General features: G+C 67.2%; 23 protein-coding genes. 19 read left to right on the forward strand and 4 right to left on the reverse strand.

Annotated elements, in window-relative coordinates; genetic code table 11:
* Nucleotides 1–308 precede the first annotated feature (308 nt).
* The 16 genes from LGM56_RS03235 to LGM56_RS03310 all read left to right on the forward strand — a co-directional run bounded on the left by LGM56_RS03235 (nucleotide 309) and on the right by LGM56_RS03310 (nucleotide 14,858).
* Nucleotides 309–626, forward strand: coding sequence for a non-heme iron oxygenase ferredoxin subunit (locus LGM56_RS03235; RefSeq protein ID WP_011354710.1), 318 nt, complete (start codon nucleotides 309–311; stop codon nucleotides 624–626).
* Between the two features lies 1 nt (nucleotide 627).
* A complete protein-coding gene (locus LGM56_RS03240) occupies nucleotides 628–939 on the forward strand; it encodes a recombinase-like helix-turn-helix domain-containing protein (RefSeq protein ID WP_089427169.1) in 312 nt (103 codons plus the stop codon).
* A gap of 52 nt (nucleotides 940–991) precedes the next feature.
* The gene (locus tag LGM56_RS03245; RefSeq protein ID WP_226202786.1) at nucleotides 992–2,068 is read left to right on the forward strand and encodes an aromatic ring-hydroxylating oxygenase subunit alpha; all 1,077 of its coding nucleotides are present in this window, start codon (nucleotides 992–994) and stop codon (nucleotides 2,066–2,068) included.
* A complete protein-coding gene (locus tag LGM56_RS03250) occupies nucleotides 2,061–2,831 on the forward strand; it encodes an SDR family oxidoreductase (protein WP_226202788.1) in 771 nt (256 codons plus the stop codon). The genes LGM56_RS03245 and LGM56_RS03250 overlap by 8 nt, the downstream gene beginning before the upstream one ends.
* Nucleotides 2,832–2,868: 37 nt before the next feature.
* Nucleotides 2,869–3,396 (forward strand): cupin domain-containing protein, encoded by a 528-nt coding sequence (locus LGM56_RS03255; RefSeq protein WP_039344094.1) that lies wholly within the window; start codon nucleotides 2,869–2,871, stop codon nucleotides 3,394–3,396.
* Nucleotides 3,397–3,414: 18 nt separating this feature from the next.
* Entirely contained in the window at nucleotides 3,415–4,311 is an 897-nt protein-coding gene (locus LGM56_RS03260; RefSeq protein WP_226202790.1) for an alpha/beta fold hydrolase, read from the forward strand.
* The gene (locus LGM56_RS03265; protein WP_089496640.1) at nucleotides 4,308–5,165 is read left to right on the forward strand and encodes an IclR family transcriptional regulator; all 858 of its coding nucleotides are present in this window, start codon (nucleotides 4,308–4,310) and stop codon (nucleotides 5,163–5,165) included. Before LGM56_RS03260 ends, LGM56_RS03265 begins: the two co-directional genes overlap by 4 nt.
* Entirely contained in the window at nucleotides 5,162–5,959 is a 798-nt protein-coding gene (locus tag LGM56_RS03270; protein ID WP_226202792.1) for an SDR family oxidoreductase, read from the forward strand. The genes LGM56_RS03265 and LGM56_RS03270 overlap by 4 nt, the downstream gene beginning before the upstream one ends.
* Entirely contained in the window at nucleotides 5,952–7,619 is a 1,668-nt protein-coding gene (locus LGM56_RS03275; protein ID WP_089496642.1) for a thiamine pyrophosphate-binding protein, read from the forward strand. The genes LGM56_RS03270 and LGM56_RS03275 overlap by 8 nt, the downstream gene beginning before the upstream one ends.
* Nucleotides 7,612–8,439, forward strand: a complete 828-nt coding sequence (locus LGM56_RS03280; RefSeq protein WP_089496643.1) for an aspartate dehydrogenase — start codon at nucleotides 7,612–7,614, stop codon at nucleotides 8,437–8,439. The genes LGM56_RS03275 and LGM56_RS03280 overlap by 8 nt, the downstream gene beginning before the upstream one ends.
* A 72-nt stretch (nucleotides 8,440–8,511) precedes the next feature.
* On the forward strand, nucleotides 8,512–10,002 hold the full coding sequence (locus tag LGM56_RS03285) for an aldehyde dehydrogenase (RefSeq protein ID WP_226202794.1): 1,491 nt from the start codon (nucleotides 8,512–8,514) through the stop codon (nucleotides 10,000–10,002).
* 18 nt (nucleotides 10,003–10,020) lie between these two features.
* Nucleotides 10,021–10,983 (forward strand): VOC family protein, encoded by a 963-nt coding sequence (locus LGM56_RS03290; RefSeq protein ID WP_089458496.1) that lies wholly within the window; start codon nucleotides 10,021–10,023, stop codon nucleotides 10,981–10,983.
* Entirely contained in the window at nucleotides 10,980–12,224 is a 1,245-nt protein-coding gene (locus tag LGM56_RS03295) for an NAD(P)/FAD-dependent oxidoreductase (protein WP_226202796.1), read from the forward strand. The genes LGM56_RS03290 and LGM56_RS03295 overlap by 4 nt, the downstream gene beginning before the upstream one ends.
* Before the next feature lie 30 nt (nucleotides 12,225–12,254).
* The gene (locus LGM56_RS03300) at nucleotides 12,255–13,655 is read left to right on the forward strand and encodes an MFS transporter (RefSeq protein WP_089475139.1); all 1,401 of its coding nucleotides are present in this window, start codon (nucleotides 12,255–12,257) and stop codon (nucleotides 13,653–13,655) included.
* A 171-nt stretch (nucleotides 13,656–13,826) separates the two neighbouring features.
* Nucleotides 13,827–14,378 carry a GNAT family N-acetyltransferase gene (locus tag LGM56_RS03305; RefSeq protein ID WP_226202798.1) on the forward strand — a complete coding sequence of 184 codons (552 nt, stop codon included), beginning with the start codon at nucleotides 13,827–13,829 and terminating at the stop codon, nucleotides 14,376–14,378.
* Between the two features lie 66 nt (nucleotides 14,379–14,444).
* Nucleotides 14,445–14,858, forward strand: coding sequence for a PPC domain-containing DNA-binding protein (locus LGM56_RS03310; protein ID WP_226202800.1), 414 nt, complete (start codon nucleotides 14,445–14,447; stop codon nucleotides 14,856–14,858).
* Nucleotides 14,859–15,026: 168 nt separating this feature from the next.
* On the opposite strand, the gene acnB is transcribed toward LGM56_RS03310, so the two are convergent.
* Complete coding sequence (acnB, locus tag LGM56_RS03315) at nucleotides 15,027–17,612, reverse strand: bifunctional aconitate hydratase 2/2-methylisocitrate dehydratase (protein ID WP_089427183.1); 2,586 nt, start codon at nucleotides 17,610–17,612, stop codon at nucleotides 15,027–15,029.
* 600 nt (nucleotides 17,613–18,212) lie between these two features.
* Between acnB and LGM56_RS03320 the strand changes: the two genes are divergently transcribed.
* Nucleotides 18,213–18,968, forward strand: a complete 756-nt coding sequence (locus LGM56_RS03320) for a BPL-N domain-containing protein (protein WP_264170770.1) — start codon at nucleotides 18,213–18,215, stop codon at nucleotides 18,966–18,968.
* A 9-nt stretch (nucleotides 18,969–18,977) separates the two neighbouring features.
* Here LGM56_RS03320 and LGM56_RS03325 read toward each other — a convergent pair whose 3' ends face one another.
* Entirely contained in the window at nucleotides 18,978–19,451 is a 474-nt protein-coding gene (locus tag LGM56_RS03325; protein ID WP_226202804.1) for a nuclear transport factor 2 family protein, read from the reverse strand.
* 224 nt (nucleotides 19,452–19,675) lie between these two features.
* Between LGM56_RS03325 and LGM56_RS03330 the strand changes: the two genes are divergently transcribed.
* Nucleotides 19,676–21,058, forward strand: coding sequence for a lysozyme inhibitor LprI family protein (locus tag LGM56_RS03330; RefSeq protein ID WP_226202806.1), 1,383 nt, complete (start codon nucleotides 19,676–19,678; stop codon nucleotides 21,056–21,058).
* A 68-nt stretch (nucleotides 21,059–21,126) separates the two neighbouring features.
* Here the strand turns inward: LGM56_RS03330 and LGM56_RS03335 are convergent, their stop codons facing one another.
* Both LGM56_RS03335 and LGM56_RS03340 read right to left on the reverse strand, forming a co-directional pair.
* Nucleotides 21,127–21,375 (reverse strand): hypothetical protein, encoded by a 249-nt coding sequence (locus tag LGM56_RS03335; protein ID WP_039344123.1) that lies wholly within the window; start codon nucleotides 21,373–21,375, stop codon nucleotides 21,127–21,129.
* A gap of 628 nt (nucleotides 21,376–22,003) precedes the next feature.
* Nucleotides 22,004–22,438, reverse strand: a complete 435-nt coding sequence (locus LGM56_RS03340; RefSeq protein ID WP_089442158.1) for a universal stress protein — start codon at nucleotides 22,436–22,438, stop codon at nucleotides 22,004–22,006.
* A 367-nt stretch (nucleotides 22,439–22,805) separates the two neighbouring features.
* Between LGM56_RS03340 and LGM56_RS03345 the strand changes: the two genes are divergently transcribed.
* Nucleotides 22,806–24,290: an amidase gene (locus LGM56_RS03345; RefSeq protein WP_226202808.1), complete on the forward strand. Its 1,485-nt coding sequence runs from the start codon at nucleotides 22,806–22,808 to the stop codon at nucleotides 24,288–24,290.
* Nucleotides 24,291–24,374 lie beyond the last annotated feature (84 nt).

The raw sequence follows: 24,374 nt of genomic DNA on the forward strand, positions 1-24,374 counted from the left end.
GAGTATAGGGGCGTCTCGCACCGTATCAAAAATAATTTTTTCGGGACGGATGGGTTTCCGGCCGGCACCCGGCGTCGCTGCACAAAACTCGCGTAAACCCGTTAAAGCCCCGTCGCATAACAAAAAATTTCATTTGATGGGGTGGATACACGCGATTGCCGACCCGGCGGTCAGTGTTTTCCCTAGGGCGAGCAGCTTTTTGTTTTACTCGTGGAAAGTCGCTCCTATAATCACCATCCATAAACTGATGTTCCGGGTATGGAACAAATCGGAACAAACCGAGAGTCGATCAGAAGGAAGGGTGTGAGATGTCTGAACAATGGGTTTGCGCCGGGCACGCCGGCGCGCTGTCGGAAGACACGCCGATCGAGTTCAAGCGGACCGACGGCGTCGAAATCGGGATCTACCGCGTCGGCGACGACGTGTATGCGCTCGAGAACGTGTGCCCGCATGCGTACGCGCTGCTGACGCAGGGGTTCGTCGACGAAGGCACGGTCGAATGCCCGCTGCACGAGGCCGTGTTCGACATCAAGACGGGCGAATGCCTGAAGGGTCCGGGCGGACGCGCACTGAAGCAGTACGCGGTGCGGCTCGCCGGCGAGGAAATCCAGATCAAGGTGGAGTGACATGAAAGAAGCGACCGTGAATTTCAACCCCTTCCTGAAGCCGTGGGTGGCGCCGCAGCCGAACAACGTCGCGGGCAAGGGGCAGATCGAGATCCCCGGCCAGGTCGAGAACCAGGTCTGGCAGAACCGCAAGGCCGCCCCGACCCAGTATGAAAACGACCTCGGCGATGCGCTCGAACGCGTGTTCGAAGCCGGCGCGATCGAGCTGGACGAGGTCGTCGCGGGCCTGAACCGCATCGGCTTCCGCGCGCCGGACGGCACGGTCTGGACACCTGAGCGCTTCCGCGCCGAAATGGCCTCGCTCGCGGAATGACCGCGTAAGCGCCGACCGCCGATCCGACGACAACCGCATCCGGAGCACACTGATGACGTCCCCCGAACAACACGCAGCACAACACGACCCGGTCCGTGCCTATCTCGACCGCGGCATCAAGAACTACTGGTACCCCGTCGCGCCGAGCTGGCAGGTGTCGAATGCACCGGTCGGCCTCACGCGCCTGTCCGAGCAGATCGTGCTGTGGCGCGATCACGACGGCAAGGTCCACGCGCTCGAGGATCGCTGCCCGCACCGCGGCGCACGCCTGTCGCTCGGCTGGAACCTCGGCGGCAACATCGCCTGCTGGTATCACGGCATCGAAGTCGACGGCGGCGGCACGGTCAACCGCGTGCCGGCCGTATCGAACTGTCCGCTCGAAGGCACGAAGTGCGTGAAGTCGTATCCGGTCGAAGAGAAGGCAGGCGCGATCTTCCTGTGGTTCGGTGACGAAGCGCACGGCGAGCCGGCGCCGCTGAACCTGCCCGAGGAACTGGTCGACGACGCGTACGGCCACTTCCTGTGCGTGTCGAACTGGAAGTGCAATTACCAGTACGCGATCGACAACGTGATGGACCCGATGCACGGCGCGTACCTGCATGCCACCTCGCACTCGATGGCCGAAGGCGACAAGCAGGCCGACATGCGCGTGCGCAAGACGGAAACGGGCCTGATGTTCGAGAAGATCGGCCAGCGCGACGTGAACTTCGACTGGGTCGAGCTCGGCGAAACGGGCTGCCTGTGGATGCGCCTCGCGATCCCGTACAAGCAGAAATTCGGCCCGGGCGGCAACTTCGGGATCATCGGCTTCGCGACGCCGGTCGACGGCGACAACTGCCAGGTCTACTTCTGGCGCACCCGCAAGGTCAGCGGCTGGCAGCGCGACGTGTGGCGCTTCATGTACCGCAACCGCCTCGAGGGCCTGCACTGGGACGTGCTCGAGCAGGACCGCTACGTCCTCGAAAGCCTCGCGCCGAACGCGCGCGATCACGAATACCTGTACCAGCACGACGTCGGCATGACGCGTGTGCGCCGGATGCTGCGCACGCGTGCGCAGGAGCATCTTGCGACGCTCGACGCGCATCGCGCGGCGCAGGCGCAGGCCGCCTCGGAGCCGGCAAATGGCTGAGCGCGCTCCGGTCGTGTCGCTCGCGGGGCGCCGCGTGCTCGTGACGGGCGGCGCGCGCGGGCTCGGCGCGGCGTTCGTGAAGGCGCTCGTCGAAGCGGGCGCGCAGGTCGCGTTCGGTGACGTGCTGCTCGACGAAGGCCGCGCGCTGGCCGCGCAACTCGCCGAAGCCGGCCATGTCGTGCATTGCTTCGCGCTCGATCTCGCCGATCCGGCGAGCGTCACCGCGTTCGTCGCGCAGGGCGCGGCGGCGCTCGGCGGCATCGACGCGCTGATCAACAACGCGGCGATCACGAACTCGGGCGGCAAGCTGTCGACCGAGCTCGACGTGTCGACGTGGGACGCCGTGATGAACGTGAACGTGCGCGGCGTGTGGCTCGTCAGCAATGCGGCGCTGCCGTATCTCGCGCAGTCGGGCCGCGGTGCGATCGTGAACCTCGCGTCGGACACCGCGCTGTGGGGCGCGCCGAAGCTGCTCGCGTACGTCGCGAGCAAGGGCGCGGTGATCGCGATGACCCATGCGCAGGCACGCGAGTTCGGCACGCACGGCGTGACGGTCAATGCGATCGCGCCGGGGCTGACCGAGGTCGAGGCGACCGCCTACGTGCCCGCCGAGCGCCACGCGTTCTACCTGCAGGGCCGCGCGCTGACGCGTGCGCAGGTGGCCGACGACGTGACGGGCCCCGTGCTGTTCCTGCTGTCGGACGGCGCGCGCTTCGTGACGGGTCAACTGCTGCCGGTGAACGGCGGCTTCGTGATGAATTGATTGAATTGAAGTTTTCACTCTGATGAAGGAGAGGACGATGGCGGACGCCGATCTCGAACGCAAGTCGTGGGACCAGCCGGAAGGCGCAAGCTTCAACGACTGGATGGAAGGGCGCGTGGCGCGCTACGCAACCCGTCGCTACGACTGGGACGCACTGAAGTTCCAGGCCGACTACGACCCGAAGTACCGCCGTGCGCAGATGCGCTACGTCGGCACGGGCGGCACGGGCGTCGCGAAGGACGTCAACACGGTGCCGGCCGGCGGCTTCACGTTCTCGACGATGGTCATCCCGGCCGGCAACATCGGCCCGAGCCACATCCACATGGACGTCGAGGAAATCTTCTTCGTGCTGCGCGGCAAGATGAAGGTGATCTGCGAGCGTGACGGCGAGACGTGGGAAGCGATCCTCGGCGAGCGCGATCTGATCTCGGTGCCGCCGGGCGTGTATCGCACGGAAATCAACATCGGCGAGGAAGATGCGCTGATGTGCGTGATGCTCGGTTCGCCGAAGCCGGTCACGCCGACCTATCCGCCCGATTCGCCGCTCGCGAAGATCAAGCGTTGAGACGGAGCAGGTGAAGCAATGAGTGTCATCGACAAACGTGAACGCGACCGCACCGCGGCGTTCGCCACGCTGCTCGGGCAGTTTCCCGAGCAGCGTTGCGCGGTCGGCGCGGCGGGCACGATCGGTTATCGCGAGGCCGGCGCGCAGCATGCGGGCCGTGCGCTGCCCGTCGTGCTGCTGCACGGCATCGGCTCGGGCGCCGCATCGTGGGTCCGCCAGCTCGACACGCTCGGCGCATCTCGGCGCGTGCTCGCGTGGGATGCGCCCGGTTACGGCGTGTCGACGCCGGTGCACGGCGCGTCGCCGGCAGCCGCCGATTACGCGGCATCGCTGAACGCGTGGCTCGAGGCACTCGGCATCGAACGCTGCGTGCTGGTCGGTCATTCGCTCGGCGCGATCATCGCGGGCGGTCTCGTCCGAGTGATGCCCGCGCGGATCGCCGGCCTGCTGCTGGTGTCGCCCGCGGGCGGCTACGGCAGCGCACCGGCTGAAACACGCGAATCGCGCCGCGACGCGCGGCTCGCGCTGCTCGCCGAACTCGGCCCGGCCGGGCTCGCCGAGCAGCGCAGCGGCAATATGCTGTCCGGTTTCGCGAACGAGGATGCGCGTGCGTGGGTGCGCTGGAACATGGCGCGCATCGTGCCGGCCGGCTACGCGCAGGCCACGCATCTGCTTGCGAACGCCGATCTCGCCACCGATCTCGCCGGCTTTCGCGGCCGCACGGCCGTGGCGGTGGGCGCGAACGACGCGATCACGCCGCCCGCTGCATGCGAGCGGATCGCCGCGGCCGCGCACGTCGGGCTGCAGGTGATTCCGCAAGCAGGCCATGCCGGCTACGTGGAAGCACCGGCCGTCTATTCCGCACTGATCGACACGTTCTGCCGTCAGTGCGACCAACAGCGGGGACTGGCATGAACGAACCGCTGCAACAACCCGATACCGAAAACGGCAAGGCCGAAGCCAGTTACGTGGTCCCCGGCCTCGAACGCGGGCTGCGGATTCTCGCCGAATTCTCGCCGCGCGAGCCCGTGCTCGGCGCGCCCGAATTGTCGAAACGGCTCGGCATTCCGCGCACGACGGTGTTCCGTCTGCTGCAGACGCTCGAATCGCTCGGCTTCCTCGAGCGTGCGGACAAGGATCGCAACTACAAGCTCGGCATCGCCGTGCTGCGGCTCGGCTTCGAATACCTGAGCTCGCTGGAGCTGACCGATCTCGGCCTGCCCGTGATCGAAAGCCTGCGCGATGCGACCGGCTTCACGACGCACATCGTGATCCGCGATGGCCGCGACGTGGTGTTCGTCGCGAAGGCGCAGAGCCAGGCGCCGGTGTTCAGCTCGATCCGCGTGAACGTCGGCACGCGCTTGCCCGCGCATGCGACGACGCACGGCCACGTGCTGATGGGCGACCTGTCGCTGAAGGAGCTGCATGCGCTGTACCCGGAAGGCGCGTTGAACCGGATGACGAACGCGACGCCGGAAACGGTCGACGCGCTGTACGAAGTGATCCGCGAGGATGCGCTGCGCGGCTACGGCGTCAGCAATTCGTCGTTCGAGCGCGGCATCTCGGTCGTGACGGCGCCGGTGCGCAACGAGACGCAGAAAATCGTCGCGTGCATCACCGTGACGGTGCCGAGGCCGGAAATCGACGCGGCGTTGATCGCGGACGGCCTGATCGACAAGGTGCAGCGCGCGGCGGCGGAACTGTCGCGGCGGCTCAATTACCGCTCGGACGACGAGCACACGTTTCTCAAGGCATTAGGACTCCGATGATTCAGATCGATCTGACCGGGCAGGTGGCGGTGGTGACGGGCGGTTCGTCCGGCATCGGCCTCGCGACCGCCGAACGGTTCCTGCAGGCGGGCGCGTCGGTCGCGATTTGCGGCCGCGACAGCGAGCGCCTCGCATGCGCCGAAGCGATGCTCGTCGAAAAATATCCGGGCGCGCAACTGCTCGCCGCGCGCTGCAACGTGCTCGACGAAGCCGATGTGGCCGCGTTTGCGCAAGCCGTATCGGCGCGCTTCGGCCGTGCCGACATGCTGGTCAACAACGCCGGCCAGGGCCGCGTGTCGACCTTCGCCGACACGACCGACGACGCATGGCGCGAAGAACTCGAACTGAAGTATTTCAGCATCATCCGCCCGACGCGCGCGTTCCTGCCGCTGCTGCGCGACGCGCAGGCGCCGACGATCACTTGCGTGAACTCGCTGCTCGCGCTGCAGCCGGAGCCGCACATGGTCGCGACGTCGTCGGCGCGCGCGGGCGTGCTGAGCCTCGTGAAGTCGCTCGCGACCGAACTCGCGCCGCAGCGCATCCGCGTGAACTCGATCCTGATCGGCATCGTCGAGTCGGGCCAGTGGCGCCGCCGTTACGAAACGCAGGCGCAGTCCGGAGAGAGCTGGGAGGACTGGACGGGCGCGATCGCCCGCACGAAGAACATTCCGCTGAACCGCTTCGGCAAGCCTGACGAGGCCGCCTGGGCACTCTTTTATCTCGCAACGCATCTGTCGTCCTACACGACGGGCAGCCATATCGACGTTTCTGGAGGCTTTGCACGCCATGTCTAAAAAAACCACGGTTGGCGAGCTGATTGCCGCCTTTCTCGAGCAGTGCGGCGTGAAGACCGCATTCGGTGTCATCTCGATCCACAACATGCCGATCCTCGACGCGATCAATTCGCGCGGCAACATCCGGTATGTCGGTGCACGCGGCGAAGCCGGCGCGTTGAACATGGCCGACGGCCTGGCCCGCGTGTCGGGCGGCCTCGGCGTCGCGTTCACGAGCACGGGCACGGCGGCGGGCAACGCGGCCGGCGCGATGGTCGAGGCGCTGACGGCCGGCACCGCGCTGCTGCACGTCACGGGGCAGATCGAGACGCCGTACCTCGACCAGGATCTCGCGTACATCCACGAAGCGCCGGACCAGTTGTCGATGCTGCATTCGATCTCGAAGGCCGCATTCCGCGTGCGTACCGTCGAAACCGTGCTGCCGACGATCCGCGAAGCCGTGCGCATCGCGCAGACCGCGCCGACGGGCCCCGTGTCGGTCGAGATTCCGATCGACATCCAGGCCGCTGAAATCGAATGGCCGGAAGACCTCGCGCCGGCACACGTCGCGGTGCGCGAGCACGACACCGCCCGCGTCGCGAAGCTCGCCGATGCCCTCGCGGCCAAGCGCCGCCCGCTGCTGTGGCTCGGCGGCGGCGCGCGCCACGCACGCGAGGAAGTCGAACGCCTCGTGAAGCTCGGCTTCGGCGTCGTGACGAGCGTGCAGGGCCGCGGCGTGCTGCCCGAGGATCACCCGGCGACGCTCGGCGCGTTCAACGTGCACGCGTCCGTCGAAGCGTTCTACAAGACCTGCGATGCGCTCGTCGTCGTCGGCTCGCGCCTGCGCGGCAACGAAACGCTGAAGTACAAGCTCGCGCTGCCGCAGCCGCTGTTCCGCGTCGATGCCGACGCGCTTGCCGACAACCGCGGCTATCGCAACGAGCTGTTCGTGCATGGCGATTCGAAGCGTGTGCTGGCCGAGCTGGCCGACCAGCTCGAAGGCCGCCTGGCGGTCGATCCGCAGTTCGCGGCCGATCTCGCGGCCGCCCGCGAGCAGGCGGTGGCCGACGTGTCGAAGGGCCTCGGGCCGTACAAGCAGCTCGTCGACACGCTGCAGGGCGCGGTCGGCCGCGACTACAACTGGGTGCGCGACGTGACGATCTCGAACAGCACGTGGGGCAACCGCCTGCTGAAGATCTTCGAGCCGCGCTCCGGCGTGCATGCGCTCGGCGGCGGCATCGGCCAGGGCATCCAGATGGGCATCGGCGCGGCGCTGGCGGATGCGGCGGCGAAGACGGTGTGCCTCGTCGGCGACGGCGGGCTGATGGTCAACGTCGGCGAGCTCGTCACGGCCGTGCAGGAAAACGCGAACGTGATGATCGTGCTGATGAACGACCAGTGCTACGGCGTGATCCGCAACATCCAGGACGCGCACTACGGTGGCCGCCGCTGCTTCGTGCAGCTGCACCAGCCCGACTTCGCGCAGTTCTGCGCGAGCTTCGGCCTCACGCACTACCGGATCACGTCGCTCGACGACGCGGAAGCGATCGTGCGCGAAGGGATGGCGAAGGCAGGCCCCGTGATGGTCGAGGTCGACATGCTGTCGGTCGGCGCGTTCGCGTCGAACTTCGCAGGCCCGCCGGTGAAGAAGGAAGAGCCGTCGGAGCGCCAATATGCTTAACGGGCAAAAGCGGGCCCACGCACCCGTCGACGTCGCGATGATCGGCTTCGGTGCGATCGGCGCGGCCGTGTACCACGCGGTCGAGCACGATGCGTCGCTGCGCGTCGCCCACGTGATCGTGCCGGAACACCAGCGCGCGGCGGTGCAGGGCGTGCTGGGCGGCGCGGTGGAGGTCGTGTCGTCGGTCGACGCACTGGCCCGCCGCCCCGAGTTCGCGCTCGAATGCGCGGGCCACAGCGCGCTCGTCGATCACGTCGTGCCGCTGCTGAAGGCCGGCACCGATTGCGCGGTCGCGTCGATCGGCGCGCTGTCCGATCTCGCGCTGCTCGACGTGCTCGCGCAGGCGGCCGACGAAGGCGACGCGACGGTCACGCTGCTGTCCGGCGCGATCGGCGGGATCGATGCGCTGGCGTCCGCGAAGCAGGGCGGCCTCGACGAAGTGCTGTACGTGGGCCGCAAGCCGCCGCTCGGCTGGCTCGGCACGCCCGCCGAGGCGCTGTGCGACCTGCGCGCGATGACCGCGGAAAAGGTGATCTTCGAAGGCAGCGCGCGCGATGCCGCGCGCCTGTATCCGAAGAACGCGAACGTCGCGGCCACCGTCGCGCTCGCGGGCCTCGGCCTCGATGCGACGCACGTGCGCCTGATCGCCGATCCGGCGGTCGAGCGCAACGTGCACCGCATCACCGCGCGCGGCGCATTCGGCGAGATGTCGCTGGAAATGAGTGGCAAACCGCTGCCCGACAACCCGAAGACGTCCGCGCTGACGGCGTACAGCGCGATCCGCGCGCTGCGCAACCGCGCGGCCCGCTGCGTGATCTGACCGGGCCATTGAATGCCTGCCCGCGCCACGGCGAGGGCGGGCGTGCAGAGACAGATTTGTGGGACTTGTGACATGACTCCTTTCGATACGAGCCTCGTACCCGACGGCAACATCCTGATCGGCGGCGAATGGCGGCGCGGCCGTGGCGCGCCTTACGCGAGCATCTATCCGGCCGACCAGTCGCTGAACATGGAAGTGTCGACCGCGAATGCGGACGACGCGGCCGAAGCCGTCGTGGCGGCGGACGCCGCATGGCGCCGCGCCGACTGGGCCGGGCTGAAGCCGCACCAGCGCGCGCAGGTGCTGTACCGCATCGCCGACCTGATCATGCAGCGCCACGAGGCGCTCGCGAACCTGCAGCGCCGCGACAACGGCAAGCCGATCGGCGAGACGCGCGTGCTGGTGGCGAGCGCCGCGAACACGTTCCGCTATTTCGCGGCGTGCCTCGAAACGCTCGACGAGGAGCTGACGCCGTCGCGCGGCGACTACCTGACGATGAGCGTGTACGAACCGATCGGCGTGATCGCGGCGATCACGCCGTGGAATTCGCCGATCGCGTCCGATGCGCAGAAGCTCGCGCCGGCGCTGGCGGGCGGCAACGCGGTGGTGCTGAAGCCGGCGGAAGTCACGCCGCTCGTGTCGCTGGCGCTGGCGCGCATCTGCGAGGAAGCGGGCGTGCCGAAGGGCGTGCTGAGCGTGCTGCCGGGCAAGGGTTCGGTGATCGGCGACGTGCTCGTGCGTCATCCGCTGGTGAAGAAGGTGTCGTTCACCGGCGGCACCGAAGTGGGCCGCGGCATCGCGCGCATCGCGGCCGAGAAGCTGATGCCCGTGTCGCTCGAACTCGGCGGCAAGTCGCCGACCATCGTGTGCGACGACGCCGATCTCGACCACGCGGTCAACGGCGTGCTGTACGGCATCTTCAGCTCGTCGGGCGAGGCGTGCATCGCGGGTTCGCGGTTGTTCGTGCAACGTTCGGTGTACGACGAATTCATGAAGCGCCTGGTCGCGGGCGCACGCAAGCTGCGCGTGGGCGATCCGACGCGCCCCGACACGCAGATGGGGCCGCTGATCACCGCGAAGCATCGCGAATCGGTGGAGCGCTACGTGGCGATCGGTCTCGAGGAAGGCGGTCGCCTGCTGTGCGGCGGCGAGCGGCCTGCGGGCGATGGGCGCGAGGACGGCTTCTTCTATCAGCCGACGATTCTCGAAGGGCTGCCGAACAGCGCGCGCATCTGCCAGGAAGAAATCTTCGGCCCGGTGCTCGTCGCGATGCCGTTCGACGACGAAGCGTCGCTGATCGCGCAGGCGAACGACAGCGTGTTCGGCCTGGCGGCCGGCATCTGGACGCGCGACTACAAGCGTGCGTGGCGCATCGCACGCGCGCTGGAGACGGGCACCGTCTGGATCAACACGTACAAGTTGTTTTCGATCTCCACGCCGTTCTCGGGCTGGAAGGAGAGCGGGATGGGGCGCGAGAAGGGGCGTCTCGGCATCCGCGAGTACATGCAGCAGAAGAGCCTCTACTGGGGCTTGAACGACGCGCCGCTGCCGTGGGCGAACTGAGCGAAGGGGAATGACGCAATGAGCATTTTGGGAATCGAGCAGATCACGTACGGCGTCGACGACCTCGCGACCTGCCGGCGCTTTTTCGCCGACTGGGGGATGAAGGAAGTCTCGCACGACGACACGCGCGCACGCTTCGAGACGCTGAACGGCTGCACCGTGCTGGCCGTGAAGGCTGACGATCCGTCGCTGCCGCCTGCGTTCGAGGCGGGGCCGACGCTGCGGGAAGTCACGTGGGGCGTCGCGACGCGGCAGGAACTCGACGCGCTGCGCACGAAGCTCGCCGGCCAGCCTGGTTATTACGCGCAGGACGATGCGGTCGGCTGCATCGACCCGAACGGGATGGCGATCCGCATCGAAGTCACGCGCAAGCGCGCACTCGACATCACGGGCTCGCCGTCGAACGTGTGGGGCCAGACGCTGCGCGTCGACCAGCCGAGCCCGATCTATGCGCGCGCGGAGCCGGTCGAGGTCGGGCACGTGGTGTTCTTCACGAACTGCCTCGACGCGCAGGAAAAGTTCTATCACGAGCTGCTGGGCTTCGAGACGTCCGACCGTTACCCGGGCCGCGGCGCGTTCATGCGCTGCGCGCCGCACGGCGGCCATCACGACCTGTTCCTGCTCGCGCTGCCGAACGGAAAACGTGGCCTGAACCACGTCGCATTCACCGTGCGTGACATCCACGAGGTGTTCGGCGGCGGCATGCACATCGACCGCTGCGGCTGGGAAACGCAACTCGGCCCGGGCCGCCACCCGGTGTCGTCCGCGTACTTCTGGTACTTCCAGAACCCGGCCGGCGCGCTGATCGAGTACTACGCGGATGAAGACGTGCTGACGCCCGAGTGGCAGCCGCGCGAGTTCGAGCCGGGCCCGACCGTGTTCGCCGAATGGGCGGTCGATGGCGGCCTCGACGGCAACACGCGGCGGCAGAAGAACGCGAAGGCGCCGGAAGGCAAGTTCATGACGGAGCGCAAATCTTGAGCGAAGAGAACACACCGGAGCAGGCCGCGCCCGGCACGGTCGTCGTGATCGGCGGCGGCCAGGCCGCGGGCTGGGTGCTGAAGACGCTGCGCGCGGAAGGCTTTGCGGGCCGCCTCGTGATGATCGCGGATGAACCGCATCTGCCGTACGAGCGTCCGCCGCTGTCGAAGGCCGTGCTGGCCGGCGACGCCGACATCGAAACCGTGCGCGTCGTGCGTCCGGACGAATTCGACGCGCTGAACGTGGAAGCATGGCAGCCGGAGCGCGCCGCATCGATCGACCGCGCACGCCGCGTCGTGACAACCGAAAGCGGCCGCGAGATCGAGTACGACCGCCTCGTGATCGCGACCGGCGGCACGTCGCGCCGCTTGCCGGACGCACTCGTGAGGACCCCGAACCTGCATTACCTGCGTACGCTCGACGAAGCGGCCGCGCTCGGCGAGAAGCTGCGTGCGAGCCGGCGCGTGCTCGTGATCGGCGGCGGCTGGATCGGCCTCGAAGTCGCGGCGACCGCGCGCAAGCTCGGCGTCGAAGCCGTGGTCGTCGAAGGCGCGCCGCGGCTGTGCGGCCGCTCGGTGCCGCAGATCGTGTCGGATTTCCTGCTCGACCTGCATCGCGCGAACGGTGTCGACGTCCGCCTGGGCGCGGCGCTCGCGTCGCTCGACGCGCAGCCGGACGACGCGTCGAAGGTGCGTGCAACGCTCGCCGACGGCACGACGATCGACGCCGATTTCGCGGTGGCCGGCATCGGCCTCGCGCTGAACGCGTCGCTCGCGAGCGACGCGGGGCTGGCGATCGACGACGGCATCGTCGTCGACGAATTCGGCGCGACCAGCGACCCGGCGATCTTCGCGTGCGGCGACGTCGCGAACCATCACAACGGCTGGCTGAAGCGGCGCGTGCGGCTCGAGTCGTGGGCCAACGCGCAGAACCAGGCGATCGCGGCGGCGAAGGCCGTGCTCGGCGTGCGCGCCCCGTACGCGGAGATTCCGTGGTTCTGGTCCGATCAGTACGACGTGAACCTGCAGATCCTCGGTGATCTGCCGGCCGATGCGCAGCTCGTCGTGCGCGGCGAGCTTGCCGCGCGACGCGCGACGCTGTTTTTCGTAGGCGAAGGACATGTGAGAGGTGTCATCGCCGTCAACAACGCACGTGAGCTGAAGCTCGCGCGCAAGTGGATGAACCAGGGCCGGGCAGTGGATACGGAAGCGCTGGCAGACACGAGCAGGACACTGGCCTGACCGGGCGACGAGACACAGGAGACTCCCCGCATGAGCACTTTCGACAACGTCGTGGCCGGTCGCGCCACGATGGAAGCTGCCGCCTCCACGCCCGGCGCGATCATCGCGCGGCTCGAGCGGCTTCCCGCCAACGCGATGCAGATCCGCGCGCGCGTGCTGATCGGCACCGCGACGTTCTTCGACGGCTTCGACGTGATCACGATCGCGGCGACGCTGCCGCTGCTGATTCACAAATGGGGGCTGTCGCCGACGCAGATCGGCATGCTGATCGCGTCCGGCGCGATCGGCCAGCTGATCGGCGCCTTCCTGTTTCCCGCGCTGGCGGAGAAGCACGGCCGCGTGAAGGCGATCGCGTGGAGCTCGGCCGTGATCGGCATCACGAGCATCGCGTGCGGTTTCGCGCCGACCTTCGAGATCTTCGTGCTGCTGCGGATTTTGCAGGGCCTGGGTCTCGGCGGCGAGTTGCCGGTTGCGGCGACGTACATCAACGAGATCACGCGCGCCCATGGCCGCGGCCGCTTCGTGCTGCTGTACGAGATCGTGTTCCCGATCGGCCTGCTCGTGTCGATGGCGCTCGGTGCGTGGCTCGTGCCGCGCTTCGGCTGGGAAATCATGTACTTCGTCGGCGGGCTGCCGCTGATCCTGTCGTTGGTGCTCACGCGTCTCGTACCGGAATCGCCGCGCTGGCTCGCATCGCGTGGGCGGCTTCCGGAAGCCGGGCGGGCGGTCGGCGTGTTCGAAGCGTCGGTGCGCGGCGAGCTGCCGCCGGTCACGCAGGCAGCGGCGTTCGACGAGATGGTGCGCCAGCATCCGAAGCGCAAGATGAGCGACCTGTTCAGCGCCGCGTATCGCAAGCGCACGCTCGCGGTGGCGACGTTGTGGGCGACCTGCGGGTTCATCCAGTACGGGCTGTCGACGTGGCTGCCGACGATCTACAAGAACTTCTATCACGCGCCGTTGCAGCTCGCGCTGAACCTCGCGGTGATCGGCTCGGTGATGGGCGTGCTCGGGTCGCTGGCGTCGGCGCTGCTCGTCGACAAGCTCGGCCGCAAGCCGGTGATCGTGTGGTCGTTCGTGCTGTGCGCGCTGTCGCTGGCGTTCGCGGGTTTCTATCACGCGTCGTCGGTGTATGTCGTGTCGATCTTCTGCTCGCTGTCGCTCGGGTTGATGGCGTCGGGGTTCATTACCGCGTACGTCTATACGCCGGAGCAGTATCCGACGAGCATCCGCGCGTCGGGCTGCGGGCTCGGTAGCGCATGGCTGAAGATCGCATCGTTCGTCGCGCCGATGGTGGTGCCGCACGCGATCATCGGCGGCAACCTCGCGCCGGCGTTCTACCTGATCGGCATCGTGCCGCTGATCGCGGCGGTGACCGTGCACTTCGTCGGGATCGAGACGAAGGGCAAGGTGCTCGAAGCGCTTGAAGCGTAAGCGCGGCCGGTGGCAACGGCTGCAGTGACGAGGCCCGGGCGACGCCCGGGCCTTTTTGTTGGGCGGCGATCGGGGTTGCTGCTGTGCGGCGGGGCGCGCGAACGCGTGAGATGGCCGACTTGCGGCTTGCATGTTCTAATTCACGATCTCGTTTTCAGAACGATTGTCGCCATGCCTCTGTTCGAACCCGTCACGCTGGACACCTCCCGCCTCGTCCTGCGACCGCTACGCAAAGCCGATGCGCCCACCTTCTTCGAGATCTGGTCGGATGCCGAAGCGATGCGCTATTTCTCGTTCTCGCCGATGACGCACATCGAACAGGCGATCGAACGCGTCGCGCGCAACGTGCAGACGTCCGCGAGCGGGGAGAGCCTGACCTGCGTGCTCGAACTGCGGGAAACCGGCGAAGCGCTCGGCGAATGCGTGCTGTTTCATGCGAACGAGCCATGCCGGCGCGCCGAGATCGGCTTCAGCCTGCGGCGCAAGTACTGGCGCGGCGGTTACATGCGCGAGGCGGCATCGGCCATGATCGATCATGCGTTCGGCACGCTGCGGCTGAACCGGCTCGAAGCCGATATCGATCCGCGCAACGCCGCGTCCGCGGGGCTGCTCGAACGGCTGGGCTTCGTGCGGGAAGGGCTGCTGCGCGAACGCTGGATCGTCGGCGACGAAGTGTCGGACAGCGCGCTGTATGGGTTGCTGGCGAGCGACCGGCGCGGGTGACTTGCCGGATTCACGGCGCAAACGTACCCTTGGCCGACACCATCCACCATCGGCAGGTGCTCGACCATGCAAGCTCATCCTCTGCGTCTTTCCCCCGGCGACGATTTGCGCGGCGCGATCGAGCAAGCGTTGCGCGGCCACGCATCGCACGCGGCCTTCGTGATCCAGGGCATCGGCAGCCTGAGCGTCGCGCAGCTGCGCTTTGCCGGGGCCGACGTGCCGACCGAGTTGCGCGGTGACCTCGAAATCCTGACGCTGGCCGGCTCGGTGTCGCCGGACGGCGCGCATCTGCATATGTCGATCTCGGATGCGGCCGGCCGCGTGACGGGCGGCCATGTCGCGAGCGGCTGCGTGGTGCGCACGACCGCCGAGATTCTGCTGGCTGTGTTGCCCGCGCATCGCTTTGCGCGCGAACCCGACCCGCACACCGGCTTCAACGAACTGGTGATCCGCAGCGAGCCGGGCGGCGAGGGCGCGTGAGCGTCGCGACGCAGCGGTAGAAACGCCGGTCATCGCGGCTTTCCCGCTATCTCCGGAGAGGCTTGTTTCGAAACCGCATAAAAAAATGGCGCCGCCGGCATTCAGCCTGCGACGCCATTACGTAGTGTGCTGCGCCGTCAACCACCCGCCGCAGCGCGCTCCGCGTGCTTACATCTGCACGGTGTCGGCCACTTCCTTGAAGTCTTCGATCTGGTCGAAGTTCATGTACTTGTAGATCTGGTCGCCGTTCGCGTTGAGTACGCCCATGTCGGCCATGTACTCTTCCTTGGTCGGGATCTTGCCCAGACGCGAGCAGATCGCCGCCAGTTCCGCCGAGCCGAGATACACGTTCGTGTTCTTGCCGAGACGGTTCGGGAAGTTGCGGGTCGACGTCGACATGACCGTCGCGCCTTCGCGCACCTGAGCCTGGTTACCCATGCACAGCGAGCAGCCCGGCATTTCGGTACGCGCGCCGGCCGTGCCGAACACGCCGTAGTGGCCTTCTTCGGTCAGCTGCTTCTGGTCCATTTTGGTCGGCGGCGCGACCCACAGCTTGACCGGGATGTCGCGCTTGCCTTCGAGCAGCTTCGACGCGGCACGGAAGTGACCGATGTTGGTCATGCACGAGCCGATGAACACTTCGTCGATCTTCGCACCTGCGACGTCGGACAGCGTCTTCACGTCGTCCGGGTCGTTCGGGCATGCGACGATCGGCTCGTGGATGTCGGCGAGGTCGATCTCGATGACGGCCGCGTACTCGGCGTCGGCGTCCGGCGACAGCAGTTGCGGGTCGGCCAGCCACTGCTCCATCGCCTGGATACGGCGCTGCAGGCTGCGCGGATCCTGGTAGCCCTGCGCGATCATCCACTTCAGCAGCGTGATGTTGCTGTTCAGGTACTCGATGATCGGTTCCTTGTTCAGGTGCACCGAGCACCCGGCAGCCGAACGCTCGGCCGACGCATCCGACAGCTCGAACGCTTGCTCGACCTTCAGGTCGGGCAGGCCTTCGATTTCGAGGATGCGGCCCGAGAAGATGTTCTTCTTGCCTTGCTTGGCGACCGTCAGCATGCCTTGCTTGATCGCGTACAGCGGAATCGCGTTGACGAGGTCACGCAGCGTGACGCCCGGCTGCATCTTGCCCTTGAAGCGGACCAGCACCGATTCCGGCATGTCCAGCGGCATCGTGCCGGTGGCGGCCGCGAACGCGACCAGGCCCGAACCTGCCGGGAAGCTGATGCCGATCGGGAAGCGCGTGTGCGAATCGCCGCCGGTGCCGACGGTGTCGGGCAGCAGCATGCGGTTCAGCCACGAGTGGATCACGCCGTCGCCCGGGCGCAGCGCGATACCGCCGCGCGTGCTGATGAAGTTCGGCAGCGTCTGGTGCGTCTTCACGTCGACCGGCTTCGGATAAGCGGCGGTGTGGCAGAACGATTGCATCACGAGGTCGGCCGAGAAGCCGAGGCATGCGAGATCCTTCAGTTCGTCGCGGGTCATCGGGCCCGTGGTGTCCTGCGAGCCGACCGAGGTCATCTTCGGTTCGCAGTACGTGCCCGGGCGCACGCCCTGGCCTTCCGGCAAACCGCACGCGCGGCCGACCATCTTCTGCGCGAGCGAGAAGCCCTTGCCGCTGTCGGCCGGCTGGTGCGGCAGGCGGAACAGCGTCGACGGCGCGAGGCCGAGCGCTTCACGTGCCTTCGCGGTCAGGCCGCGGCCGATGATCAGCGGAATGCGGCCGCCGGCGCGCACTTCGTCGAACAGCACGTCGGACTTGACCTGGAATTCGGCGATGACCTTGCCGTCCTTCAGCGCCTTGCCTTCGTACGGGCGCAGTTCGACCACGTCGCCCATTTCCATCTGCGACACGTCAAGCTCGATCGGCAGCGCGCCGGCGTCTTCCATCGTGTTGTAGAAGATCGGGGCGATCTTGCCGCCGAGGCACACGCCGCCGAAGCGCTTGTTCGGGACGAACGGGATGTCTTCGCCGGTGAACCACAGCACCGAGTTGGTGGCCGACTTGCGCGAGGAGCCGGTGCCGACCACGTCGCCCACGTAGGCGACCAGGTGACCCTTTTCCTTCAGCGATTCGATGAACTTGACCGGGCCGCGCTTGCCGTCTTCTTCCGGCGTGATGCCCGGGCGTGCGTTCTTCAGCATCGCCAGTGCGTGCATCGGGATGTCCGGGCGGGTGGTGGCGTCCGGGGCCGGCGACAGATCGTCGGTGTTGGTTTCGCCCGTCACCTTGAACACCGTGATGGTCAGGCTTTGCGGCACTTCCGGACGGCTCGTGAACCATTCGGCGTCGGCCCAGCTCTGCAGCACGGCCTTCGCGTGCGCGTTGCCCTTGTCGGCGAGTTCCTTGACGTCATGGAACTGGTCGAACATCAGCAGGGTTTTCTTCAGTGCATCAGCGGCCACGGCGGCGACGGCTTCATCGGACAGCAGCTCGATCAGCGGCTGGATGTTGTAGCCGCCCAGCATCGTGCCGAGCAGTTCGGTCGCGCGTTCGCGCGAGATCAGCGGGCAGGCGGTCTCGCCCTTGGCCACGGCGGCCAGGAAGCCGGCCTTCACGCGGGCGGCTTCGTCGACGCCGGCAGGCACGCGATGGGTGATCAGGTCGAGCAGCGTCTGCTCTTCGCCGGCGGGCGGGTTCGTCAGCAGTTCCACCAGTTCGGCGGTCTGCTGAGCCGTCAGCGGCAGGGGAGGAATACCGAGCGCGGCGCGGGCGGCCACGTGAGCACGAAAGTTTTCAAGCATGGGGAGACCTGCTGATATTGCGTTTGAGGGGAAGGCCTTGCCGGCACTCCGGGGCTGTTCCAGACACTGCTTTGAGCGGGATTCTAATCTCAATGCTCTTTAACGTCAAATGTCTTATGTCTTATATAAGAGTTGATGACCGGGTACGGGAAAGCCCGGTGGCACGGGGGCGTCGGTGGGTCGGGGTGTGTTTTGGAGGTTCACCCGGGTGCGGATGCCGGCAGGGTGTTTTGGGTGGTCCCGACAGTGGAGGGGAGGCGCTGCGGGGTGCCTGACTGCGATCCGGGCGCGTTCGTTTGCGTCGGGTGCCTCCGTTGTCGGTTTTGGCTGACGTCATGCGAACCGACACGAACCGTTCGAGGCCACGGCCGGGGAGGGGCGCCACCGGTAACGACGCGTCGGGAGTCCGGCTACCGGCTACCGGCGGCGCAGATATCTGCACAAGCAAGCAAGAAACGTTACACACGGGCCGTTTTCGCGCGCCTACGCTCTATTTCACGCGGCTTTCAAGCAGGTTTCAAAAGATGGGGCCCACATCGGCACGTGCCGGTTGCACCGTCCTGAACGGCCGCGAGCCCTCAAAGCCCGTCGATCAAGTACATGCGATCCAGAGAATCGATTTTCGTGGTGGTGTCGCTCATTGCGTCGTCGGTTGCTCACGCGGCGGTGGCCGATGGTGAAGCGCGCGACTCCGCCAGCCGTCCCGTCGCACTGGTCTATCGCGGCCCGGCCGCATGCGATGGCTGCCCCGAGACGATCGCGCAGCGCCTGCGTGAATCCAGCCACAGGTTCAGGGTGATCTACGTCGGGCCGGCGGAAAAACTCAAGATCACGCCCGCCGTCCTGGCCGGCGCCGCGCTCTATGTTCAGCCGGGCGGCGGACAGGACATCCCCGGCGCGGCGGCCAGCATCGGCAAGCGTTCGATCAACGCCGTGCGGCATTACGTGTCGAACGGCGGCCGCTATCTGGGCATCTGCATGGGAGCCTACCTGGCGGGCGACCCGGGTTTCGGGCTGGTTGCCGGCGAGTTGGACTCCGAGGTCGGCCGGCCGGGCTCGAAGCTTCACGGTATCGAGGACACCGTGACACCGGTGGTCTGGCGCGGGAGAAAGCGCTGGATCTACTTCCAGGACGGCGCGATGCTCCCGGCCGCCCGGGGCGCGGTCGTGCTGGCGACCTATCCGAACCGCGATATCGCGGCGGCGACCTATCGCTACGGCAAGGGGCGCGTCGGGCTCGTCGGCCCGCATCCCGAAGCCGACGAAAGCTGGTATCGCGAGAACGGTCTCAAGAATCCGGACGGCGTTCGGCCGGACATGGCCGACGACCTGATCAACGCGACGATGAAGCCATGACGGTGTGCGCTATTTCCGCTTGGCGCGATAAGCATCGAGGTTCTTGCGCGCCTGCGCGCGGATCGCGCGTTGCACGAAAGGCGTCCAGCCGAGCAGGGCGCCTTTCAGCCCGAGCGCCTGACGTGCCCAGCGCCACAGGTCGAAGCTGTCGCGATGCTCGACGATGCGTCCGTCGCGAAACCGGAACCGCGCGTCGATCCGGTTGACCACCATCCGGCCGGTCGCCGTGAAGCGGTATTGGGCGATCCACTCGGCGCGCCCGGCCTGCTGATCCGCGGCGACGTCGCCGAACGTCAATGAAAAATCCTGCGCACGCGCCACCAGCATGCGCCACATGTCGCGTGCGAGGTCGCCGCGCAGTTCGCCGAATGCGGGATCGCTGAAGACGACGTCATCGGCATAGCAGGCGAGCATCGCGTCGATGTCGCGCTGCTGAAACGCCGTGTAGAAGCGCTGGATCAATTCGGTGTGCGGATGGCTCATCTTTGGGTGTGTTGTCGTTGGCGATGAAGCGGGGTCTCGACGCGGCGGCCGGATGCCGGGCACGCCACTCTAGCGGAAATCAAACCGGCTGTCGCCCATGGCAGCGGGTGCGCGCGTCGGTCCTCGCGGCTGTTCCGCCGGCCGGGCAATTGACGGACAATCCGGCGCTGAAGTCCGATCGTGCCTCGACCCGAGCGCGCGCATCGACTGCCAGGAACCCACTCATGACATTCCGCCTTGAAATCCCGCTGCGGCGCGCGTTCTTGCTCGTGCTGCTTGCTTACGCGCCCCAGGCTTTCGCGGCAGGGCTCGACTGCGTACAGGCATCCAGCCCGACGGAAAAAGCCATCTGCGCATCGAACGACCTGCGTCTGGACGATAGCCGGCTGTCGGCCTTCTACCGGAGACTGTCCGATGCATTGCCGCAGGGGCAGCGTGCCGCGTTGCGCACCGCGCAGCTCGGCTGGCTGAAGGCCCGCGATCAATGCGGCGCCGATCACGGTTGCCTCGAACAGCGCTACCTGACGCGGATTGGCGACCTGCAGTCGCAGCTCGCCACGGCGCTCGCCTATCGCCCCGACGCCGAAGACAAGGCGGCGCTCGACGACTTGCGCGCGCTCGTCGACCAGGCGCGCCGCACGGATTCCAGCTCGCCGGTCGAGAAAGTGATCGACCGGTTGCGGATCACGAACGGCGTGACGCGCTTTTCGAGCGACGCCAGCGACGGGCAGGGCCCGGTGTTGCCGACGGCGCGGCCGGGTGGCGTGACGGCCGACGAGTGGCGGGCGTTGAAGGCATCGCCGGGCGGTGCGGACGACACCGCGACGGGGGCGTCGTACACGCTGATCGATCTCGACGGCGACGGGCAGCGCGATCTGGTCGTCGAATCGGCGGCGAACGGAACCGGCTTGTGGTCGTCGGTCGATGTGTTGCGCCGCAAGGGCGGCAAGTTCGAGGTCTCCGGCGATTCGAACGAGGCACTCGACCGCAGCTTGTACACGACGAATGGCCGCGGCGCGAATCAGGCCGGTGAATGGATTCGCTTGCGCGGGCGCATCTATGCGTTGTATCGCGACAGTCACTACGGCATGGACGAGTTTTACCTGCTGCGGCCGTTTACCGTCGTCGGCGAGGTGCCGAAACTGACGGTGCATTACCGTTACCGCCTGTCGGTACCGATCGAGCAACACAATGAAGGCCAGAGTGGTCCGACGGTACTCGACGGCAAGCTGCATGCGGCGCTCGAAAAAGCGCTGCACGACGTGAACGACAACACCGCGCGCGATGCGGGCTCCGACGCGCCGCTGTGTCCGATCCCGCCTTCGGTGCAGGGCGACGATCGCAGCGAATACGCGAATTACGGGCCCGGCCACTATGCGTACGAGATCGTCGGTGACATGGGGGTTCATGTCGGCGACAAATGCTATATCGGCCGGTTGATCGACTGGTTCGGCGATTACCGGAAGGATGGCCTGGTCGCTCAGTTGTCGATGCGTCTTCCCGGCGACGCGTCGGGCCGCGAGCAGACATTCAGCGTGAGCGGCATCCGGACCGTGACATCCGTTGCGACTTCGATCGAGAAAATGACCGTCAACAGCGGGAATTGAGGCAGGCGTGCGCGGCTCCGGTTCAGCCGTCGTGACCGGAGCGCGACCGGAGCGTCAACGGGCGCCTTTTAGCGGTTCGCCAGCGCGACATCCTGGTTGCCGCGCCCCGTCACCAGGCAGCCCGACATGAACGCCTCGCTCTGGCTGCTGGCAGCGGCCTCGCCGAAACCGCGGCCGAGCGCATCGACCTTCACTTGCGCGGCGCCTTGTTCGCACGCGAGCGGGCTGGTGTCGCGGCCCTGCGCGTGCAGGATCGCGCGATCGCCAATGAGATACGCCAGCAGCGCGAAAACAGCGATATGTACGGCTCGTCTCATGGTTCGTCTCCTCGTGGCTCAAGCGTAACGCGGACCCGTTCGACGAAGCACTTGGGGGTTCCCCCGGTAAACGTCTGCTGAAATGAGGATGCGACGGGTGATCCTGTCCCGTTTTCCGAGACTGGCCTGCGGGGGAAGGCCGCGACGTCAGTGCGCCTGGCGGGTGAAACGGGACGGGCGACGACGCATGCGCGCGACGGTCTTCTGCGCGACAGGCGCGCGATTCACGGGAGTTTGACGAATGTCAGGTTACGGACGGAAGGGTGCGGTCGCGCAGCCGTTCAAAGCGATAGCATGAATGCATGATTTGACGGAACGCGATCGCGGAGGAATGCGTCGGTTCCGGCAAGCAGGTGCGTGTCGAACATCGCTATCGAATTAGTGAGGAATCCAAATGCTTAACGTCTCTTCCGTCCTGATCAGCCTCGCCCCGATGTGGGCCATCCTGCTCGTGGCGTCTTCGGCCGCCGCCTATTTCGTGTTCGTGCGCAAGGTCATCGACTAAGCGCTGCGGGAACGCCGATGCAACACGGGTGAGCGGCAACGCGCACACGTGTCGCACCGCGCGTCGCAAACCCGCGGCCCGTCGACGAACGGGCCGCTGCCGCGGCGTCGCGCGCCGTCGCCGTCATTGCACGGCCGTGACCGGCACATTCGAAATCCGCACCAGCCGGCTCATCACGCTGCGACGGAACACCGACAGCAGCGCATGCAACGGGTCGTGCCGCGGCGCGACGACCACGATTTCGTCGCACCCCGTCTCTGCCGCCACGGACGCGATCGTATCGGCCACCGGGCCCACCTTCATCACGACGCTGTACTTGACGCCGGCTTCCTGCAGGATCCGCTCGGCCATGGCCAGATCGTCGGACGCGAACTTCTCCTCGATCGAGCGCAGCCGCGACAGCGGATGGTAGGCCTCGAGCCGCGTCGATTCGAGCGGCGCCTGAACGTTGATCAGCACGATTTCCGACGCGCACCGTTCGCGGTACAGGAAGGTCGCGTGGCGAACCGCCTGAAGCGAGCGGGGAGAGTGGCCGACCGGAACCAGCAGCTTGAGCATGAATGTTGTCCAGGAAACGTGATGATTCCAGCGTAGCGCGCCGCCGGGCCGGACGATCTAAAGAGAACGGGCGACCGCGTAAAAATGTCGTTAACGCGCGCCGCCTCGTGCCGCGCCTAATAGAAATATAAGAAATTTAAGTTTATGCGCATAAACGATTTCATCGGCCGGGGCGGCGCGCGCGAAGCGTGGCCCGCCACCCCGATTCAGTCGGAACCGCAATGAATCGCGGCGGAAAATATCGGAGGTCGCCGATCGGGCGTCGCGTAGAGTAGTGCATCGGCCGCGGCGCGGCCGCTCCCGGCCGGTTCGGGCGCGACCGCCGCCATGCGGCCCGCCATTCCATTCCGATTCCAGGAGACTTCGCATGCCGCACGGCGCCCCGCAGCTTCTCGCTCCCGCTTCCATCCCCGTCGATCCGATCGTGCGCCTGTCGGCGGGCGAGCTCGCGTCGGCGATCCGCGGCAAGGCCGTGTCGTGCGTCGAGACGATGCGTGCGTATCTCGATCACGTCGAGCGCGTGAACGGCGCGGTCAATGCGATCGTCGCGCTGCGCGATCGCGACGCACTGCTCGCCGAAGCCGCGGAAAAGGATGCCGCACTGGCGCGCGGCGAGTACCACGGCTGGATGCACGGGATGCCGCAGGCGCCGAAGGACCTGGCGATGACGAAGGGGCTGCGGACGACCTACGGCTCGCCGATCTTCCGCGAGAACGTGCCGCAGGCCGATTCCGTGGGCGTGGCGCGGATGCGCGCGGCCGGCGCGATCTTCATCGGCAAGACCAACACGCCCGAATTCGGGCTCGGCTCGCACACGTTCAACGAGGTCTACGGCGCGACGCGCAACCCGTACGACCTGACCAAGAGCGCGGGCGGCAGCAGCGGCGGCACGGCGGCGGCGCTCGCGTCGCGGATGCTGCCGGTGGCGGACGGCAGCGATTTCGGCGGCTCGCTGCGCAATCCGGCCGCGTTCTGCAATATCTACGGCTTCCGTCCGTCGCAGGGCCGCGTGCCGCGTTGGCCGGGCGTCGACGTGTTCGTGCAGCAGCTCGGCATCGAAGGGCCGATGGGCCGTACGGTCGGCGACGTCGCGCAACTGCTCGCGATCCAGGCCGGCTACGACCGCAACGATCCGCTGTCGCTCGCGGACGATCCGGCCGTGTTCGCGCAGCCGCTCGACGCCGACCTGCGCGGCAAGCGCATCGCGTGGGTCGGCGACTGGAACGGTTATCTCGCGACCGAGGCCGGCGTGCTCGCGCTGTGCGAGCAGGGGCTGGCGACGCTGCGCGAGATCGGCTGCGACGTCGATGCCGCGTTGCCGGCGTTCGCGCCCGACCGGATCTGGCGCCTGTGGCTCGCGCACCGGCACCTGCTGTCCGGCGGCGGGCTGCTTGCGCACTATCGCGACCCGGCGCGGCGCGCGCTGCTGAAGCCCGAGGCGATCTACGAGGTCGAGGGGTTGCTCGCGATGCAGGGCGCGGCCGTGTTCGACGCGAGCGTCGAGCGCACCGCGTGGCATCAGGCCGTGCTGAGCTTCTTCGACCGCTACGACTTCATCGCGGCGCCGACCGCGCAGGTGTTCCCGTTCGACGTCGACCAGCGCTGGCCGAAGGAGATCGCGGGCCGTGCGACGGATACCTACCACCGCTGGATGGAAACGGTCGTGCCGTGGACGCTGGCCGGCTGCCCGGTGATCAGCGTGCCGGTCGGCTTCAACGATGCCGGGCTGCCGATGGGAATGCAACTGATCGGGCGTCCGCGCGCCGATCTCGCCGTGTTGCAGCTTGCGCGCGGCTACGAGCAGGCGGCTGACTGGGTCGGCGGGCGGTTGCCGGCGTGGATGGCGGCGTAGCGCGACACTGGCCGAAAGCCGAAAGCGGGTGGCCGACCACCGGCCACCGGCCGCCTCACTTTGCCAACCTCTGCCGCCACCGCC

The sequence above is a fragment of the Burkholderia sp. AU38729 genome (assembly GCF_020419725.1).
In the GTDB taxonomy this organism is placed as follows: domain Bacteria; phylum Pseudomonadota; class Gammaproteobacteria; order Burkholderiales; family Burkholderiaceae; genus Burkholderia.

What these genes read in the sequence shown, in the direction of transcription:
- LGM56_RS03280 (WP_089496643.1), top strand. Translation starts at nt 7,612, where the DNA reads ATGCTTAACGGGCAAAAGCGGGCCCACGCACCCGTCGACGTCGCGATG.
- LGM56_RS03270 (WP_226202792.1), top strand. Translation starts at nt 5,162, where the DNA reads ATGATTCAGATCGATCTGACCGGGCAGGTGGCGGTGGTGACGGGCGGT.
- LGM56_RS03260 (WP_226202790.1), top strand. Translation starts at nt 3,415, where the DNA reads ATGAGTGTCATCGACAAACGTGAACGCGACCGCACCGCGGCGTTCGCC.
- LGM56_RS03245 (WP_226202786.1), top strand. Translation starts at nt 992, where the DNA reads ATGACGTCCCCCGAACAACACGCAGCACAACACGACCCGGTCCGTGCC.
- LGM56_RS03265 (WP_089496640.1), top strand. Translation starts at nt 4,308, where the DNA reads ATGAACGAACCGCTGCAACAACCCGATACCGAAAACGGCAAGGCCGAA.
- LGM56_RS03255 (WP_039344094.1), top strand. Translation starts at nt 2,869, where the DNA reads ATGGCGGACGCCGATCTCGAACGCAAGTCGTGGGACCAGCCGGAAGGC.
- acnB (WP_089427183.1), bottom strand. Translation starts at nt 17,612, where the DNA reads ATGCTTGAAAACTTTCGTGCTCACGTGGCCGCCCGCGCCGCGCTCGGT.
- LGM56_RS03330 (WP_226202806.1), top strand. Translation starts at nt 19,676, where the DNA reads ATGACATTCCGCCTTGAAATCCCGCTGCGGCGCGCGTTCTTGCTCGTG.
- LGM56_RS03310 (WP_226202800.1), top strand. Translation starts at nt 14,445, where the DNA reads ATGCAAGCTCATCCTCTGCGTCTTTCCCCCGGCGACGATTTGCGCGGC.
- LGM56_RS03235 (WP_011354710.1), top strand. Translation starts at nt 309, where the DNA reads ATGTCTGAACAATGGGTTTGCGCCGGGCACGCCGGCGCGCTGTCGGAA.
- LGM56_RS03340 (WP_089442158.1), bottom strand. Translation starts at nt 22,438, where the DNA reads ATGCTCAAGCTGCTGGTTCCGGTCGGCCACTCTCCCCGCTCGCTTCAG.
- LGM56_RS03250 (WP_226202788.1), top strand. Translation starts at nt 2,061, where the DNA reads ATGGCTGAGCGCGCTCCGGTCGTGTCGCTCGCGGGGCGCCGCGTGCTC.
- LGM56_RS03240 (WP_089427169.1), top strand. Translation starts at nt 628, where the DNA reads ATGAAAGAAGCGACCGTGAATTTCAACCCCTTCCTGAAGCCGTGGGTG.
- LGM56_RS03305 (WP_226202798.1), top strand. Translation starts at nt 13,827, where the DNA reads ATGCCTCTGTTCGAACCCGTCACGCTGGACACCTCCCGCCTCGTCCTG.
- LGM56_RS03275 (WP_089496642.1), top strand. Translation starts at nt 5,952, where the DNA reads ATGTCTAAAAAAACCACGGTTGGCGAGCTGATTGCCGCCTTTCTCGAG.
- LGM56_RS03285 (WP_226202794.1), top strand. Translation starts at nt 8,512, where the DNA reads ATGACTCCTTTCGATACGAGCCTCGTACCCGACGGCAACATCCTGATC.
- LGM56_RS03325 (WP_226202804.1), bottom strand. Translation starts at nt 19,451, where the DNA reads ATGAGCCATCCGCACACCGAATTGATCCAGCGCTTCTACACGGCGTTT.
- LGM56_RS03300 (WP_089475139.1), top strand. Translation starts at nt 12,255, where the DNA reads ATGAGCACTTTCGACAACGTCGTGGCCGGTCGCGCCACGATGGAAGCT.
- LGM56_RS03335 (WP_039344123.1), bottom strand. Translation starts at nt 21,375, where the DNA reads ATGAGACGAGCCGTACATATCGCTGTTTTCGCGCTGCTGGCGTATCTC.
- LGM56_RS03290 (WP_089458496.1), top strand. Translation starts at nt 10,021, where the DNA reads ATGAGCATTTTGGGAATCGAGCAGATCACGTACGGCGTCGACGACCTC.
- LGM56_RS03345 (WP_226202808.1), top strand. Translation starts at nt 22,806, where the DNA reads ATGCCGCACGGCGCCCCGCAGCTTCTCGCTCCCGCTTCCATCCCCGTC.
- LGM56_RS03320 (WP_264170770.1), top strand. Translation starts at nt 18,213, where the DNA reads ATGCGATCCAGAGAATCGATTTTCGTGGTGGTGTCGCTCATTGCGTCG.